Here is a 15,910-nt window from a genome sequence, read left to right as displayed (position 1 = left end):
GGGTCAGCCGAGGGTGAGCAGGACGGTGGCCGCCGCCGCGCCGAGCAGTCCGGCGGTCTGCCGGGCGGTGATGCGCTCGTGCAGCAGCGCGAGGCCGAGGATCACCGGGATGGCCGGATAGAGCGAGGCGAGGACGACGGCGACGGCCAGCAACTGCCGCTGGGCGGCGAGCAGATAGAGGATCAGGCCGAGCGCGGCCCCGGCCCCGACGAGGAGCGCCTGGGCGGCGATCCGGGGCGGAAGTCGCAGGGGTCCGTGCCGCAGGGTGGTCGGCAGCAGCAGGAGTACGGCGGCGACACGGCCGGCGACGACCGGCCACAGCCCGGCGGACGCACCTGCCAGGCCGAGGGCGACGTACTGCACGGCGACGCCCGCGCTGGCGAGCAGCCCGTCGCCGGCGCCGGGGGCCGCGCCGGCCCGGCCCCCGGAGACGAACCAGAGTGCGGGCACCGCCAGGGCGATGCCCACCCAGGCCGACGGGTCGGGCCGGTCGCCGAGGAGGAGGACGCCGCACAGGACGGACAGGGCGACGCCGGTCACCGCGCTCAGGGGGACGACGACGGTCATGGCCCCGCGGCTCAGGCCGCGGTTGAGGAAGTGCATGGCGGTGCCGCTGCCCAGGCCGGACAGGGCGCCCCACAGCAGGTCGGCGGGGTGGACGGCGTCGGCGGGAACGAGGTGCGCGGCGACACAGGCGAGCGCGAGACCGCCGATCTGGCCGAGGAAGGTGACGGCCGTGAAGGAGGCCCGGCGGGAGAGGATCCCGCCGCTGAAGTCGACGACGCCGTAACAGACGGCCGAGGCCAGTGCGAGGAGGGGACCCATTCGATCAGGGGTGCCCCGGACCGGCGCGCCGATGCGCGGCGGGCGTCAGATGAAGCTAGGCCGCCCGCGCGGGCTGGGGAGCCGCGGCGGCCCACTCCAGGACGAGCCGCTGGTACTCCTCGCGCTGCTCGACGCTCAGTGTCCCGCCCGACCGGCGCCACAGGGCCCGGATCTCCTCGTTGACCTCGTCCGCCGAACGCTCGGAGACGGTTTCAACAGTGGTGGACATGGTGTGAAGCATACGGCTCCGGAGGTGAAGGCGCCGTGAGTAATCAGGCTGGAAACGGGCATATCAGACCGTGTTACTGATCACGTCCATCTGTCAAGATCCACCGGCCAGTTCGGACTCCGCCGCTCCCAGCACCAGCACCTGGATCGCCAACACGGCCGCACCGCGGGCCCAGTCGTGGAAATCGGACACCTTCGTCTCCAGGGCGACCGGGGCGGCCATCGGGTGCCGGAGCGTCCTGATCGTCTCCCCCACCGTGTTCCCCGCCACATCCATCAGCCCGACCCCCTCTCCGGCGAGCAGGATCTTCTGCGGCATCACGAAGTTGGAGATCTGCGCGACCAGCGTGCCGAGGGCGCGCGCCGCCTCGTCGATGACGCGGGCGGGCATGGGCTCCCCGGCGGCGGCCCGGGCGAGGATCTCCTCGTAGGTCCAGTCCCGGCCGGTGGCGGCCCGGAGCTGGTAGCGGATGCTCGGGATGGCGAGCAGGGAGACGGCGCTGCCGCGCTCCCCCTCCGGGGTGAGCGGGCCGTGGGGGTCGACGATCCAGTGGCGGCCGAACCCGCGGTCGCCCTCGGCGTTCGGCACCCGTCTGCCGCCCAGCACCAGCCCGTAGCCGATACCGGCGCCGATGGTCAGGACGACGAAGCGGTCCAGGCCCCGCCCGGCACCGAACCAGGTCTCGGCCTCCACGAGGGCGGCGACGTCGTTCTCGACGACGACGGGCAGCCCGGTGCGTTCCTCGACGAGCCCGGCGAGCGGCACGCCCCGCCAGCCCAGGAAGGGGGACTCGGCGACCACGGCCCGGTCCGCGACCCGTCCGCCCACGCCGATGCCGATGCCCGCCGGGCACGGGTGCGCGGCGGTGAACTCGCCGGTCATCTCCGCGAGCACGTCGGCGACTTCGGTGGGGTCATGGGTGGTGAGCGGGCGGTCGTGGCGGGCGACGATGTCGCTCCGGAGGGTGGTGACGACGCCGTAGACCATGTCCTCGGTGATCTTGAAGCCGATGAAGGACCAGGACTCGGCGACGACGTCGAGCGGCTGCGAGGGCCGCCCCTGGCGCACCTCAGCCGGGGCGCCGGCCTCGGGCACCTCGACCAGCAGGCCGGACTCGATCAGCGGCTTGGTGAGCCGGGTGAGGCTGCCCGCGGAGAGGTCGAGCCGCCGGGCGAGCTCGGTGCGCGACAGGGGGCCGTTGACGAGCACCTCGATCGCCACCGAGCGCTCGCCGGGGCTCAGGGGAAGCCAGCTGGCGGCAACTGTGGTCATGGAGGTCAGGCTCCCACATGATTTTTTTCGTCACGGAATCAACGTGCTCACTCTAAGGCGCCGCAGGCTCTGGCGAAAACATGTCCACCGGGCTCTTGACGCCAGGATTCTTTCATGACGAAAGTAAGTGTCCGATCCTCTCCCAGTGAAGGGCACGCCTTTCATGACGTTCTCCCTCGGCATCGTCGGCGCCGGCCAGTTCTCCGGTCAGTTCGCGACGCTGTTCCAGGCCCACCCCGGTGTCGGCGACGTGCACGTCACCGACCTGCTGCCCGAACGAGCCGAACAGCTCGTCGCCGCGCAGGGATTGGCGGGAACCTTCCCCAGCTACGAGGAGATGCTCCAGTCGCCGGCTGTCGACGCGGTCGCGATCTTCACCCAGCGGTGGACGCACGGCCCGCTGGTCCTGCAGGGCCTGAACGCCGGCAAGCACGTGTACTCGGCGGTCCCCATGGCGATCACCACGGAGGAGATCGCCGCGATCATCGACGCGGTCAGGACGACCGGACTGACGTACATGATGGGCGAGACCAGCCAGTACAACCCGGCGACGGTGCACGCCCGCAACCAGATCGCGGAGGGCGCCTTCGGGCGGCTCTTCTACGCCGAGGGCGACTACGTCCACGACATGGACCTCGGCTTCTACGACGCCTACCAGTACAGCGGCGGCGAGAACTGGAAGGCCACCGCCAGCTATCCCCCGCTGCTGTACCCGACGCACGCGGTCGGCGGGGTGCTCGGCGCCTGGCAGACGCACGCGGTGAGCGTGTCGGCGATCGGCGTCCGCGACGACCGCGGCGACGGCGTCTTCGACCGCTCCGTCAGCCAGTTCGACAACGACGTCTCCAACGCCACCGCGCTGTTCGAGGTCGCGGGAGGCGGATCCTTCCGTACGAACGAGTTCCGTCGCGTCGGCTACCCCTCGCACATCCGCGAGTCCCGGTTCCGCTTCTTCGGCACCGAGGCGAGCATGGAGCAGCTCGCCACGGTGGCCCTGTGGCAGGACAAGAAGGGCGTGAAGGACATCAGCGAACTGCTGGAGCCCAAGCCCACCATGTCCCCCGACGACCCGTCGCTCCAGCACATCGCGCCGGAGCTGCGGGCGGCCTTCACCTCCGGTTCGGCACCCGTGCACGACCGGGCGCGGCTGCCGCGGGCGTTCGACAACCTGCACAACGGGCACGAGGGCAGCCACCACTTCCTCGTCGACGACTTCGTGACCGCCGTCAACACGCGGTCCCTGCCGTCGGTCAACGCATGGGTGGCCGCCCGCTACACCCTGCCGGGCATCATCGCGCACGAGTCGGCGCGGCAGGGCGGGGTACGGCTGGAGATCCCGGACTTCGGGGACGCCCCGCAGTAGGCGGGACGCCGGGCCGGGTGCCTGCTCAGGTGCCCGGCTTGCGCCCGTACACGAAGACGTCGTCGCCGGTCTTCAGCAGGGACCAGTACTTCTTGGCGGTGGCGGTGGTCATGTTGACGCAGCCGTGCGAGCCCGGCGGGTTCCACATGCTGAGGTTGACCGAGTGGAAGGCCTGGCCGCCGTCGAAGAACTGGCTGTAGGGCATCGGCACGTTGTAGATGTTCGAGACGTGGTTCTTGTCACGCCAGTAGATCTTCTTCAGACCGGTGCGGGTGACGTACCCCTTGCGGCCCGTGCGGACCGGAACCGGGCCGTAGACCAGCCTGCTGCCGTCCTGGATCCAGCTGAGCTGGAGCGTGAGGTTCACGCAGGCTATGCGCCCCTTGTTCGTCGGGCACTTGCCTTCCTTGTTCGGGTTGTTCCCGACGGCCTTCTGCTTGTTCATGAGGTCCATCACGCCCCAGGTGACGGAACCCGCGTACCCGATGTTCGGGGTGATGCCGTGCTTGGTCTGGAAGGCCTTGATGGCCTGGCAGTCGGCGGCGGACTGCTTTCCGTCGACCGGCCGGCCGAGGAACCTCTCCACCTGCTTCTGATAGGGCCCGGCCTGCGTGGTGCAGCTCGTGGCCGCCTGGGCGGAACCGGTGCCCAGGGCGAGGGTGAGCGGTGCCACCAGTCCGGTGATCCCGAGTGCGACGGCTCCCCGTCTGCGGATGTCCCCCATGGTCTGCCTTTGCCTTTCGCGCGGAATGGTCGTCCGATCTGCGATCTCTGCCAGCTAGACCGATGTCCGCCGCGATCGGTTGTAAGTCGCCGCACGTTACGACGAAACGGTGACATTCGCAGTGCGCCAGGTCACAGCGGTCGTCCCCTGCCTACCCCGAGGACACGCACCGCACACGCGCCCCAGGGCCTGCCTCGGTCCCCCAACTCCTGCCTTCCTCACGGGACTTCGTAGGCGCCGCCGCATCGGGGCTGCGCCGACGGTGAGGGGCAGGTGTCGCTTCGTACCCCCGTCACCGCGTTGAACCCCGTGTGGACCGCGGTCAGGCCGCCGTCGACGGTCAGTTCTGTGCCGGTGATCCAGGCCGCGTCGCGGGAGGCGAGGAAGGCGACGGCCGCCGCGATGTCCTCCGGTTCCCCGACCCTGCCGAGCGGGTACAGCGGGCGCAGCGCCTCCAAGTCGTCCTCCCGGCCTTGCCACGCGGACGTGCGCACGGTGCCCGGCACGACGAGGTTGACGCGGACTCCCCGTCCGGCCGCCTGTCCGGCCAGGGTGCGGGTGAGGGAGGCGAGGCCGGCCTTGGCGGCGCTGTAGGCCTGGTTGCCGAAGTCCATCCGGCCGTTGACGGAGCCGATGCTGACGATGGCGCCGCGCCCGGAGGCCGCCAGGTGCGGGAGCGCGGCCCGGCAGCAGCGGTAGGCGCCGGTGAGGGTGATGTCGAGGTCCCGGGCCCACGCCTCGTCCGGGCCGTCCTCGAAGAGCGGGGTGTCGGGAGTGCAGGAGGCCGCGCTGTTGACCAGGACGTCGAGGGAGCCGAAGGCGTCGACGGCGTGCGCGACAGCCGCCTCCACCGCCGCCCGGTCCCCCACGTCGCACGCCAACGCCTCGGTGGCCAGGCCCCGTTCGCGCAGTGCCCCCGCCGTCTTCTCGACCTCGGGCGGGTCCGCGTCGGTGAGCAGGACCCGCGCCCCCTCCTCGGCCAGGCGCCGGGCGACGGCGGCGCCGATGCCGCGGGCCGCGCCCGTGACGAGAACCCCGTACCCCTCGAAGCGCTTCATGTCAGCCATGGCCCGAACCTACTCCCCGCAAGATCCACGGGACAGACAGCGTGCGTCCATGTCGATTTCCGCGGGAGCGGGCCGCTCGGTGGGAGGAGCGCCGCTGTCCCTGCAGGAGGCGGAGCCGCTGCTCGCCGAGGCGCTGGCGGGCCGGAACCCTGCCTGGGAAGCACTGCTGGAACAGCAGCGCGTCACCCGGGACGCCTACTACGCGGCCGTACGCGAACGATCTGACGCTGCCACCTGGCCATCCGGCGCGTTGGTCACCCCCGATGCTCCATCCCTGACCTCACCGGTACCCGGTCACGTCCGCCGGTTTCCCCGCGTCCTGCACCTCCACGAGATAGCGCCAGGCGTCCGGCCGGCTGCCGTCGAGGTCGGTGAAGCCGTAGACCTGGGCGAGGCCGCCGCTGGACAGGGAGCGGCCGTTGAAGCGGGCCACCTCCGGGTCGGCGGCGAGGGCGGCGACGGCGCGGCCGACGTAGCGCGGGGTCTCGGAGATCGCGAAGTGCGGGACCTCGGTGAGGGCGTCGCGCCAGTTGTCCTCGCGCACGCCGAACTGGTCGAGCATGATCTCCGAGCGCAGCCACCCCGGTGTCAGCGCGACGGCCGTGGCGCCGCGCGGGCCGAGTTCGTGGCCGAGGGCGAAGGCCATGCGCAGGACGGCGGTCTTGGCGAGGTCGTAGAAGAAGGAGACCCGGTAGGTGTCGCGGTTGTACTCGGCGGTGCCGTCGGTGACCTCCACGGCCAGGCCGCCGGGCCGGCGCAGCAGCAGGGGCAGGGCGTGATGGCTGGTGACGGCGTGCGTCTCGACGGCGAGCCGCAGCAGCCTGAGGCCCTTGTCCAGGTCGTGCTCCCAGACCGGACGGTCCCACTCGAAGAGACTCTCGCCGCCCCAGATGTCGTTGACGAGGACGTCCAGGCGGCCCTGCTCGTCGGCGATGCGGTCGACCAGGGCGCGGACCTGGTCCGGTTCGAGGTGGTCGGTGGGTACGGCGATGCCCCGGCCGCCTGCTCGGGTGACGAGGTCGGCGGTGTCCTCGATGGTCTCGGGGCGGTCGTACTCGGAGCGCCGTGCGCGGGTGCTGCGTCCGGTGACGTACACGGTGGCGCCCGCCGCGCCGAGTTCCACCGCGATCCCGCGGCCCGCCCCCCGCGTCGCCCCGGCGACTAGCGCCACCTTGCCGTTCAGCGCTACGGACATGTCCGGCCTCCCGTTGGCTGGCCTCGGTTGTCGGTCACTGCCGAGGGTGCCGTGGAAGCCGGACATCTGCTGTCGCCTTTTTCCTGCCGGTTCTCAGCGTGCGGCGACCGCGCCGTCGTAGACGTGGTCCGGGGTGACGATCGCCGTGACCGCCCGCGCGAGGAGGGTGGAGGGTTCCTGGCCCTGGACGGTCGAGTCCGTGTTGATCATGATGACCAGGGTGGCCCGCTGCGCGGGCAGGTACACGGTCACGGTCTCGTAGCCGGGGATGGAGCCGTTGTGCCCGATCCACCCGTTGGCGTCGAAGAGGCCGAGGCCGTAGCTGAGGCCGGGGAGACCGGTCGGCAGCATCCTGAGCCGCTGCGCCTGGGTACGGGGGCTCAGCAGTCTCCCGGTGGCGACGACCCCGGCCCAGCGGCGCAGATCGTGCAGGTCGGAGATCATCGCCCCGGCCGCCCATGCCCAGCTGGGGTTCCAGTGGGTGGCGTCGGCGACCGCGCCGGTCAGCGTCTGGTCCGTGTAGCCGTGCGGATGCGGGTCGGGGAACTCCGTCCCCCGCGGCAGCAGCGTGTGGTGCAGCCGGGCCGGCCGCAGGATCCTCGCGTCGATGAAGTCCGCGAGCCGCTGACCGGAGACCTTCTCGATGACCAGCCCGAGCAGGACGAAGTTGGTGTTGGAGTACTGGAACCGCGTGCCCGGCGCGAAGGTGTTCTTGTGCTTGAACGCGTACGCGAGCAGTTGCCGGGGAGTGAAGGAGCGCTCCGGGTCGCTCAGCAGGTCATGCACGAAGTCCGGGTCGGAGCTGTACGGGAACAGGCCACTGCGCATCTCGGCGAGGTGGCGCAGCGTGATCCGGCCGCCGCCCGGCACGCCGTGGACGTAGCGGGAGATGGGGTCGTCCAGCCGGACACGCTGGTCGTCGACGAGTTCCAGCAGGGCGGTGGCCGTGAAGGTCTTGGTCTCGCTGCCGATCCGCTCGTAGACGTCGGGGGTCATCGGCCTGCCGGTCGCCTTGTCGGCGACGCCGCTCGCCCGGACGTAGCACCCCTTGCCCGGCATCCACAGTCCCACGACGGCACCGGGGATGCCCGCCTGCCGGCGGACGTCCTCGATCGTCCGGTCCAGCCGTGCGGTCACGCCCGGCCCGAGACCACCCGGCGGACAGTGGTGCCGACCGGACGGGTGGGCGGTCCCGGCCGGGACGGCGGTGGCGGGGGCCACGGCCGTCGGAACCAGCAGGGACGCCACGAACAGTGTCACGGCGAGCAGTCGGCGGCGGGGGGTACGTCGCATGCGGGGAGGCGCCTCTCCAGTCACGGGCCGGGACGGCAACATCACCATCGGCGGCCGATCGGGAAGGCGCCCTTCCCCGGGCATCGCGGCGAGTCCACTCGTTCGGAGCCACACACCCGCACACCTACCAGGGAGGCGAACAGGCTCAGTGGCCCCGGGCGATCCACTCCTCCAGGTGCGGTGCCTCGGCGCCGATCGTGGTCGGATCGCCGTGACCGGTGAGGACCCTGGTCTGCGGTGGCAGGGTGAGCAGGCGGTCGCGGATGGAGTCGATGATCGTCGGGAAGTGGGAGTAGGAGCGGCCGGTGGCGCCCGGTCCGCCCTGGAAGAGGGTGTCGCCGGTGAAGACCGTGGCCAGGCCGGGGTCGTGGAGGCAGACCGCGCCGGGCGCGTGCCCCGGGGTGTGGATCACCGTGAGGTCGGCGCCGGCTGCCTCGATGACCTGGCCGTCGACGAGATGGGCGTCGGGGTCCCGGTCGGGGTGGGTGAGCTTCCACAGCGGCAGGTCGTCCGGGTGCAGCCAGATGGTGGCACCGGTGCGCTCCGCGAGGGCGGGTGCGGCATTGACGTGGTCGTTGTGGGCGTGGGTGCACACGATCGCCGTCAGCCGGCGGTCGCCCACCGCCTCGGCGATCGCGTCGGCGTCGTGGGCCGCGTCGATGACGACGACCTCGTGGTCGTCGCCGACGAGCCACACGTTGTTGTCCACCTCCCAGGTGCCGCCGTCCAGGGCGAAAGTGCCCGAGGTGACCAGGCGTTCGATGCGGGCGGCCATCACAGCACCACCACCGAGCGCAGCACGTCACCGTGGTGCATCCGCTCGAACGCCTTCTCCACCTCGCCGAGTTCGATGGTCTCGGTGACGAACTTCTCCAGCGGCAGACGGCCCTGGAGGTGCAGGTCGATCAGCAGGGGGAAGTCCCGGCTGGGCAGACAGTCGCCGTACCAGGACGACTTGAGCGCACCGCCACGGCCGAACACGTCCAGCAGGGGCAGTTCGAGTTTCATCTCCGGGGTGGGAACGCCGACCAGCACCACCGTGCCGGCCAGGTCGCGTGCGTAGAAGGCCTGGTGGTACGTCTCGGGGCGGCCGACCGCCTCGATCACCACGTCGGCGCCGAAGCCGCCGGTCAGCTCGCGGATCGCCTCGACGGGATCGCCCTCGCGGGAGTTGACGGTGTGGGTGGCGCCCAGTTCCCGGGCGGTGGCCAGTTTGCGGTCGTCGATGTCCACGGCGATGATCTTCGCCGCCCCCGCGAGCCGGGACCCGGCGATCGCCGCGTCGCCCACCCCGCCGCAGCCGATGACCGCCACGCTGTCCCCGCGCCCGACGTTGCCGGTGTTGATCGCCGCACCGATTCCGGCCATCACACCACAGCCCAGCAGGCCGGCCACCTGCGGGGCCACGCCCGGGTCGACCTTGGTGCACTGTCCGGCGGCCACCAGCGTCTTGTCCGCGAAGGCGCCGATGCCCAGCGCCGGGGACAGTTCCTGACCGGTCGAGGCGAGGGTCATCCTCTGCTCGGCGTTGTGGGTGTTGAAGCAGTACCAGGGCCGCCCGCGCAGACAGGCCCGGCAGTTCCCGCACACGGCACGCCAGTTGAGGATCACGAAGTCGCCCGGTGCCACGTCGGTGACACCCTCGCCCACCGACTCCACCACACCCGCGGCCTCGTGACCGAGCAGGAAGGGGAAGTCGTCGCTGATGCCGCCCTGCTTGTAGTGCAGGTCGGTGTGGCACACCCCGCACGCCTGCACCTGGACGACCGCTTCCCCCGGGCCGGGATCGGGCACGACGATCGTCTCCACCCGCACCGGCTCGCCCTTGCCCGGTGCGATCACGCCGCGTACTTCCTGCGCCATGGTGCTGAACCCTTTCATCGGCCGCTGTCGGTCCGTTCGACCCTACGCGTGACTGATCAGTAACGACACGACATCGGTCAGTGGCGGAACCGCTGGCCGCGGCTGGGGGTGGGCGCCGACGTAGCCTGAATGCTCCACGACCGTCGAGGAGCGCCGTGAGCATCGCAGACACCGGGACCCGTCCACCCGCCTGGCGGCTCCTCCTCGGCTATGTACGCCCGCACCGCTGGGCCCTGTTGGCCGGCGCGCTGCTGTCACTGCTCACCGGTGCCGCCGGGCTGCTGCTGCCGCTGGTGGCCAGGGGATTGATCGACGACCTGTCCCACGACCGGGCGATCACCGGCGCGCTGCTCGCCATGTCGGCCCTGGTGGTCGCCAACGCGGCGCTGGGCGCGCTGGGTTCGTACGTGCTGCGGCGCACGGCGGAGTCGGTGGTGCTCGGGGCGCGGCGCGCGCTGTCGTCGTATCTGCTGCGGCTGCGCATCACGGCGGTCGACCGCAGCGAGCCCGGCGATCTGATGGCCCGGATCACCTCCGACACCACCTTGCTGCGTGAGGTCACCACCGACTCCCTGGTGGGCCTCGGCACGGGCGGGCTCACGTTGGTGGCGACCGTGGTGATGATGGGTCTGGTGGACCCGGTGCTGCTCGGGGTCACGCTGGCGGTGATGCTGGGCGCGGGCACGGTGCTCGGCGTGATCGTGCCGCGCATCAACCGGGCCAGCCGGCAGGCGCAGGACGCGGTCGGGGTGATGGGTGCCTCGCTGGAGCGCATCCTCGGCGCGCTGCGCACGGTGAAGGCGTCCGGCGCGGAGCACCGGGAGGAGCTGACGCTGCACGAGGCCGCCGAGGAGTCGTGGCGGCAGAGCGTGCGGGCCGCCAAGTGGTCGGCCGCGGCGGGCAACACGGCCGGTCTGGCGATGCAGATCGCCTTCATCACGGTGCTGGCGGTGGGCGGGGCGCGGGTGGCGACCGGCGCCATCCAGGTCGGCACGCTGGTGGCGTTCCTGCTGTACGTCTTCTACCTGATGTCCCCGATCCAGCAGGTGGTCGGCGCGATCACCCAGTACCAGACGGGCGCCGCCGCCCTGGCCCGTATCCAGGAGGCGCTGGCCCTGCCGGCCGAACCCCCGGCCGAAGAGGCGCCGTTGCCCGCGGCCGGCGCCGAGCCGGCCTCGCTCGCCTTCGACGAGGTCCGCTTCCGGTACGCCGACGACCTGCCGTACGTCCATCACGGGGTCACCTTCGAGGTGCCCGCGCGCGGTATGACGGCGTTCGTCGGTCCGTCCGGCGCGGGCAAGACCACGGTGTTCTCGCTCATCGAGCGGTTCTACGACCCGGAGTCCGGGACGATATCGCTCGACGGCCGTGATCTGGCCGAGTGGGAGCTGCCCCGGCTGCGCTCCGCGATCGGTTATGTGGAGCAGGACGCCCCGGTCCTGTCGGGTTCGCTGCGGGACAACCTGCTGCTGGGCAATCCGGAGGCCGACGAGGCGATGCTCACGCGGGTGCTGAAGACGACCCGGCTGGACGGGCTGGTCGCCCGGCTCCCCAAGGGCCTTGACACCCTGGTGGGGCATCGCGGCACCAAGCTCTCGGGCGGTGAGCGGCAGCGGGTCGCCATCGCCCGCGCGTTGCTGCGCCGCCCCCGCCTGCTGCTCCTGGACGAGGCGACCTCGCAGCTGGACGCGGTGAACGAGGCGGCCCTGCGCGACACCGTCGCGGACGTCGCCCGGACGACCACGGTCCTCGTCGTCGCCCACCGGCTGTCCACGGTGACGATGGCCGACCGGATCGTCGTCATGGACGCGGGCCGGGTACGGGCGGTGGGCACCCATCGTGAACTGGTGGCCGCCGACCCGCTCTACGCGGAGCTCGCGGCCACGCAGTTCCTGGCGACGGCGGGCTGACTGGCGTGGCTGAGACGCGACGAGGGCCGCCCGGATCCGGGCGGCCCTCGTTCCGCTGTACGCGGTCGGCTACTCGATGCCGCCGAGCAGACCGGTCACGGGCGCGGCCAAGTCGGTGAGCTGGTGCAGCTGGCCGAGGTCGTTGAGCCTGTTCAGTTGCTGCAGTTGCCCGGACGGCCGCGGAATCTCCGCCTTGTGCGCCGCGGGCAGGTCGCTCACGGTGAGTGAGTCGAGGGTGGCCATCGGGTTGACCGCGCCCGTGCCCGGTGCCGCCGCCTCGGCCGCGGAGGCCAGCGGCGCCGCCAGCCCGCTCAGGCCCGCGGCGAGACCGACGGCGGCGACGATACGTCGTGTTGAGATCATGCTGTGAACAACGGCACCGCGGCCCGCCGGACACGGGCGCTCGCCTCCACTCACCCGCGAGGCGGAGCGCGCGGTTGCGCTTGCCGAGCCCGCCGGGGCGGAGGAGTCTCGAAGGTGGGGCCTTCGCGGCCCGCTCCCGACCGGGTCGCGGCCCTCGAAGGAGGTCACCATGGGCACTGCGGCAAGCAGCAGCTTCAACGCCGACACGCTGAAGAGGGGCGTCGAGGGACATACGGCGGCAGACCTTCTGTCGCTCTACGCGGACGACGCGCAAGTGCGCATCGTGGACCGCAACACCCAGCCCAGCAAACCCCGGGTCCTGCACGGCCGCAACGAGATCGGCGCGCTGTTCGAGGACATATACAGCCGGGACATGACGCACAGGGTCGACCAGTGCATCGTCCAGGGCGACCACGCCGCCTACAGCCAGTCGTGCGAGTACGCGGACGGGACCCGGGTCCTGGCCGAGTCGATGATCACGCTGCGGGACGGGAAGATCGCCGAGGAAATCCTGATCCAGGCATGGGACGAATAGGAGCCAGAACCGCGAGGGTCCAGGTCAGCTCCCGGTTGACCTGGACCTTTTCGGCTCGAGCGGCTCTGGGCCGGACTCGGCGGAGACGACCAGCCTCCGCAGCAGGTCGGCTAGTGTCCGCTGTTCTTCTGCGGTCAGTACGGAGAGCAGCGCGACCTCGCCCGCTTCCTCCGACGCGGCATGCTGCTCGAAGGCGGCGTCTCCTGCCTCGGTGAGCCGCACCCGCACCCGCCGACGGTCGCCCTCCTCGTGGGTACGGCGGATCAGGCCCGCCTCCTCCAGCGGTCCCAGCCGGGCCGACAGCGCGCCCCGGGTCAGCCCCAGCCGGTCGGCGAGCTGTGACGGGCTCGCGGTGTAGGGCGGGCCGAGCCGGCGCAGGGTGAGCAGCACCTTGTACTGCCAGTGCCGCAGCCCGTCGGAGTCGAGCGTCTCGCGCCGGGCCTTGGACGCGTGCCGGGACAGGACGGCCAGGCGGACGAAGATCGCCTCCTTCACCGGGTCCATCCAGTCGAGTTCCTTCACCCATTCCTCGACATGCCGGTCTGCCGAGTCCTCCATCGTCTGTCTCCCGCAGTGGTTTTCTTGTGGATGGTTTTCCGCATAACTAGCTTCTCTCGTCATGACGAACGCGACGAGCGCTTTGCGCACATCCGTCACCATCGACGAACTGGTCGCCTCCGCACAGGAGTTGTCCCTCGCCGGCCGCTGGCCCAGAGCCCTGCGGCTGCTGGACTCGGCCGTCCCCGACGACCCGGCGGACCGAGCCCGGCTCGCCCGGGCGGCCGCCGAAGTCGCCCTGGAGAGCGACTGGTTCACGGGCAGCGACATCGCCGGGCCCCGCCTCGAGACCGCGGCCGAGCTGCTGCCCGAGGGCGACTGGGACCTCGGCTTCGCACAGCTGCGGCACACCTACGGCCGTCTGCTGGTCGTCGACGGCGCCCTGCGCCTCGGCCCCGAGGGAAAGGACCCGGAGGTCCTCGCAGGGCTCAGGCGCCAGGCGCGGGACCTGCGCGACGGCGCGCCCGACGAGGTGCGCGGCGGCTGGACCTCGATGTACCTGGGGCTGATCACCGACAACCTCTTCGCCGACCTCGCCGCCGCGCCGGCCCACTACACGGCGGCCCTGGCGGCCGGGGAGTCCGGCCCCGATCCGCTGCTGGCCCGGGAGGCACTGCGGCACCTCGGCATGCACGACCACGACGGCGGGAACCACGAGCGCGCCCTCGAACGCTGGCGGCGGGCCACCGCGCTCGGCGCCGGCGCGGGCCTCGTCGCGGGCACGCTGTCCCAGCAGCTGCTGCTGGCCGTGGTGGCCCGCGCCACGGGTGACGAGGCCGGGGCCAGGGCCCTCGCAACCGAGGTAGCCCGCTGGGCCGGCGCCGTCGGCGCTGGCCGCCTGCACACCCAGGCGTCCGGCTTCCTCGACGGTACAGATCCCACGGCGGCACCTCCGGTACGGGAGGAGCCGGTCGGTCAGCACGTCGGAGGTGAGGCCGGCGGGCAGCCCGGGGTGTGATCAGCTCATCCAGGCGCTGTACGACATCACGTCGCCGGTCTTGACGCCGTACTCGGGGTCGGGCCGGGAGAAGGTGGTCTCCAGGCCCAGGACGGCACCCTTGGACGGGTCCATGATCAGCATCGTGCGGGTGCCGGGCCCGTCGTACACGTAGGCCTGTCCGCGCCGACCGAGGCGGTCGGTGACCTCGCCGACCGGCCGCAGTCCCCGGGTGCCGGCCAGCAGCCGGGCGAGGGTGGCGTTCTCGCGGGCGCCCAGGGTCCAGTGGTCGAGCAGGTCGTCGACGGCGTCGAGGAGTTCCGGGGTCGTGAGGGCGGTGCGGGTGTACGCGGAATCCTGCAGATAGGCGCGCAGGCCGGCCACGTCGTGCGGTGGCGGCGACTCGGGCGGGGCGTCGCTCCAACTCGGCGGATAGGTCCGCCGTTCCACGACATGGCCGTCCTCGACCAGGCGTGGGTCGCCGCCCGCGTCGCTGAGGACGGGCCGTCCCCGGTGGCGCGGATCGGTCGCCACGACGAGCTCCGTGTGGCTGCCGTCGGCCCTCCAGCGCACGACGCGCTCCTCGGGAAGGGTGACCGGGGGCTTGTCGTCGCTCATGCCCAGGCTCCAGGACTGCACATGGGTGCCCTTGCGCAGCTCGGGCGAGCCGTCGGCGGCGGCCGTCTCGGCGCGGTCGGCCAGCTGCTCCAAGGGCAGCGGGGTGGAGTCGGCCAGCACCACCAGGGGGCGGGGCGCGGCGACGGCGGGCTGTGTGCCGGGGCCGCTGACGACCAGGGTGAGGGTGACGGCGGAGACGACGGCCGCGGCGACGAGTGCCCAGGTCAGCCGGGAACGCCGGGCGTTGAGCACGCGGGTCCGGCGCTCGGCGGTCCGCTCGCTCAACAGGCCCGCGAGGTGCCGTTCGGCGCGGTGGTCCAGTGGTCCGTCGCCGAAGTGGGCGCCGTCGACCGGAACGGGGTCGGCCCGGCGCAGCAGGTCGAGTTCGTCAGCCATGGTCGTGCTCCTTCGTGGCCGCACCGGTCTTGAGCGGGGGACGCATACGGTCTATCTCGGCTCTCAGCCGGCGCCTGGCCCGGTGCAGCCGCATCGTCGCGGCCCGTCTGCCGCAGCCGAGGGCGACGGCGACCTCGTCGATCTCCAGTTCCTCCCACGCCGTCAGGCGCAGCACCTCCTGATCGGCCTCGGACAGCCGGGCCAGTGCCTCGTGCACCCAGGCACCGGGCGACTCCGCGTCGGGACTGTCCACGACGTGCCGGCCGTGCGCGCTCTCGTCGTTGCCCAGCCGGTCCACCAGCCGGCGCCTGCGCCCGTGTCCGCGTACCGCGTTGGCCAGGCAGTTGCGGGCCACGCCGTACAGCCAGGGCAGCGGGGACCCCGGCAGGTCGGCACGGCGTCGCCAGGCGACCGTGAACACCTCCGCCACCACTTCCTCCACCTCGCTGGTCCGCCCGTCCAGTCGCCGCGCGACATAGCGGCTGACCGCCCAGTAGTGCTCGCGATAGGCAGCGGCGAAGATCTCGTCGTTGCTCATGTCCCGTTCGTGTCCGGCACCCGCCGGATCGTCACACCCGTCTCAGTGATTCTCGTCGCGTCACTGGAGTGTGACCGACGGGCCGGGCCCGGACACAGGCGGGGCATGAGGCACCTCAGACGGCTTACGACCACTGACCACAAGACGATCGGGACGCTCTACCTCGTCACGTCGTTCGCGTTCTTCCTGATCGGCGGCGTGATGGCGCTGCTGATGCGCGCCGA

At 71.7% G+C, this 15,910-nt stretch carries 17 protein-coding genes; 4 read left to right on the top strand and 13 right to left on the bottom strand.

Annotation, left to right across the window (positions count from 1 at the left end; genetic code table 11):
- Positions 1-3: 3 nt before the first annotated feature.
- The 3 genes from ABZZ74_RS08475 to ABZZ74_RS08465 all read right to left on the bottom strand — a co-directional run bounded on the left by ABZZ74_RS08475 (position 4) and on the right by ABZZ74_RS08465 (position 2,326).
- Positions 4-825: an EamA family transporter gene (locus tag ABZZ74_RS08475; protein WP_356762530.1), complete on the bottom strand. Its 822-nt coding sequence runs from the start codon at positions 823-825 to the stop codon at positions 4-6.
- 55 nt (positions 826-880) lie between these two features.
- Positions 881-1,066: a hypothetical protein gene (locus ABZZ74_RS08470; protein WP_133043718.1), complete on the bottom strand. Its 186-nt coding sequence runs from the start codon at positions 1,064-1,066 to the stop codon at positions 881-883.
- Between the two features lie 81 nt (positions 1,067-1,147).
- Positions 1,148-2,326, bottom strand: coding sequence for an ROK family transcriptional regulator (locus ABZZ74_RS08465; RefSeq protein WP_356762529.1), 1,179 nt, complete (start codon positions 2,324-2,326; stop codon positions 1,148-1,150).
- A 163-nt stretch (positions 2,327-2,489) separates the two neighbouring features.
- Here ABZZ74_RS08465 and ABZZ74_RS08460 point away from each other — a divergent pair, with 163 nt between their 5' ends.
- Positions 2,490-3,689, top strand: a complete 1,200-nt coding sequence (locus ABZZ74_RS08460; protein ID WP_356762528.1) for a Gfo/Idh/MocA family oxidoreductase — start codon at positions 2,490-2,492, stop codon at positions 3,687-3,689.
- Positions 3,690-3,714: 25 nt separating this feature from the next.
- Here the strand turns inward: ABZZ74_RS08460 and ABZZ74_RS08455 are convergent, their stop codons facing one another.
- From ABZZ74_RS08455 to ABZZ74_RS08430, 6 genes are all read right to left on the bottom strand, one after another.
- Entirely contained in the window at positions 3,715-4,413 is a 699-nt protein-coding gene (locus ABZZ74_RS08455; protein ID WP_356762527.1) for a L,D-transpeptidase, read from the bottom strand.
- A gap of 218 nt (positions 4,414-4,631) precedes the next feature.
- Positions 4,632-5,480: an SDR family NAD(P)-dependent oxidoreductase gene (locus tag ABZZ74_RS08450; protein WP_356762526.1), complete on the bottom strand. Its 849-nt coding sequence runs from the start codon at positions 5,478-5,480 to the stop codon at positions 4,632-4,634.
- Positions 5,481-5,760: 280 nt separating this feature from the next.
- Positions 5,761-6,675 (bottom strand): SDR family oxidoreductase, encoded by a 915-nt coding sequence (locus tag ABZZ74_RS08445; protein WP_356762525.1) that lies wholly within the window; start codon positions 6,673-6,675, stop codon positions 5,761-5,763.
- 93 nt (positions 6,676-6,768) lie between these two features.
- Positions 6,769-7,968 carry a serine hydrolase domain-containing protein gene (locus ABZZ74_RS08440; protein WP_356762524.1) on the bottom strand — a complete coding sequence of 400 codons (1,200 nt, stop codon included), beginning with the start codon at positions 7,966-7,968 and terminating at the stop codon, positions 6,769-6,771.
- Positions 7,969-8,113: 145 nt separating this feature from the next.
- Positions 8,114-8,743, bottom strand: coding sequence for an MBL fold metallo-hydrolase (locus ABZZ74_RS08435; protein ID WP_356762523.1), 630 nt, complete (start codon positions 8,741-8,743; stop codon positions 8,114-8,116).
- Positions 8,743-9,831 carry an S-(hydroxymethyl)mycothiol dehydrogenase gene (locus tag ABZZ74_RS08430; RefSeq protein WP_356762522.1) on the bottom strand — a complete coding sequence of 363 codons (1,089 nt, stop codon included), beginning with the start codon at positions 9,829-9,831 and terminating at the stop codon, positions 8,743-8,745. Before ABZZ74_RS08430 ends, ABZZ74_RS08435 begins: the two co-directional genes overlap by 1 nt.
- A gap of 155 nt (positions 9,832-9,986) precedes the next feature.
- Between ABZZ74_RS08430 and ABZZ74_RS08425 the strand changes: the two genes are divergently transcribed.
- Positions 9,987-11,741, top strand: coding sequence for an ABC transporter ATP-binding protein (locus tag ABZZ74_RS08425; RefSeq protein WP_356762521.1), 1,755 nt, complete (start codon positions 9,987-9,989; stop codon positions 11,739-11,741).
- A 69-nt stretch (positions 11,742-11,810) separates the two neighbouring features.
- On the opposite strand, the gene ABZZ74_RS08420 is transcribed toward ABZZ74_RS08425, so the two are convergent.
- A complete protein-coding gene (locus tag ABZZ74_RS08420) occupies positions 11,811-12,104 on the bottom strand; it encodes a hypothetical protein (RefSeq protein ID WP_356762520.1) in 294 nt (97 codons plus the stop codon).
- Between the two features lie 169 nt (positions 12,105-12,273).
- On the opposite strand from ABZZ74_RS08420, the gene ABZZ74_RS08415 reads away from it, so the two are divergent.
- A complete protein-coding gene (locus ABZZ74_RS08415; protein ID WP_356762519.1) occupies positions 12,274-12,639 on the top strand; it encodes a nuclear transport factor 2 family protein in 366 nt (121 codons plus the stop codon).
- Positions 12,640-12,663: 24 nt separating this feature from the next.
- Here the strand turns inward: ABZZ74_RS08415 and ABZZ74_RS08410 are convergent, their stop codons facing one another.
- Positions 12,664-13,197 (bottom strand): MarR family transcriptional regulator, encoded by a 534-nt coding sequence (locus ABZZ74_RS08410; protein WP_356762518.1) that lies wholly within the window; start codon positions 13,195-13,197, stop codon positions 12,664-12,666.
- A gap of 61 nt (positions 13,198-13,258) precedes the next feature.
- Here ABZZ74_RS08410 and ABZZ74_RS08405 point away from each other — a divergent pair, with 61 nt between their 5' ends.
- Positions 13,259-14,155, top strand: coding sequence for a hypothetical protein (locus ABZZ74_RS08405; protein ID WP_356762517.1), 897 nt, complete (start codon positions 13,259-13,261; stop codon positions 14,153-14,155).
- Here the strand turns inward: ABZZ74_RS08405 and ABZZ74_RS08400 are convergent, their stop codons facing one another.
- Together ABZZ74_RS08400 and ABZZ74_RS08395 are read right to left on the bottom strand one after the other, a co-directional pair.
- Entirely contained in the window at positions 14,156-15,148 is a 993-nt protein-coding gene (locus ABZZ74_RS08400; protein ID WP_356762516.1) for a CU044_5270 family protein, read from the bottom strand.
- Positions 15,141-15,686, bottom strand: coding sequence for a sigma-70 family RNA polymerase sigma factor (locus ABZZ74_RS08395; protein WP_356762515.1), 546 nt, complete (start codon positions 15,684-15,686; stop codon positions 15,141-15,143). Before ABZZ74_RS08395 ends, ABZZ74_RS08400 begins: the two co-directional genes overlap by 8 nt.
- Positions 15,687-15,910: the final 224 nt, after the last annotated feature.

Source organism: Streptomyces sp. NPDC006476 (genome assembly GCF_040612015.1).
In the GTDB taxonomy this organism is placed as follows: Bacteria; Actinomycetota; Actinomycetes; order Streptomycetales; family Streptomycetaceae; genus Streptomyces; species Streptomyces griseorubiginosus_B.
Note: the sequence above shows the minus strand (reverse complement) of the source record. Positions and strands in the feature narration are given on the sequence as shown.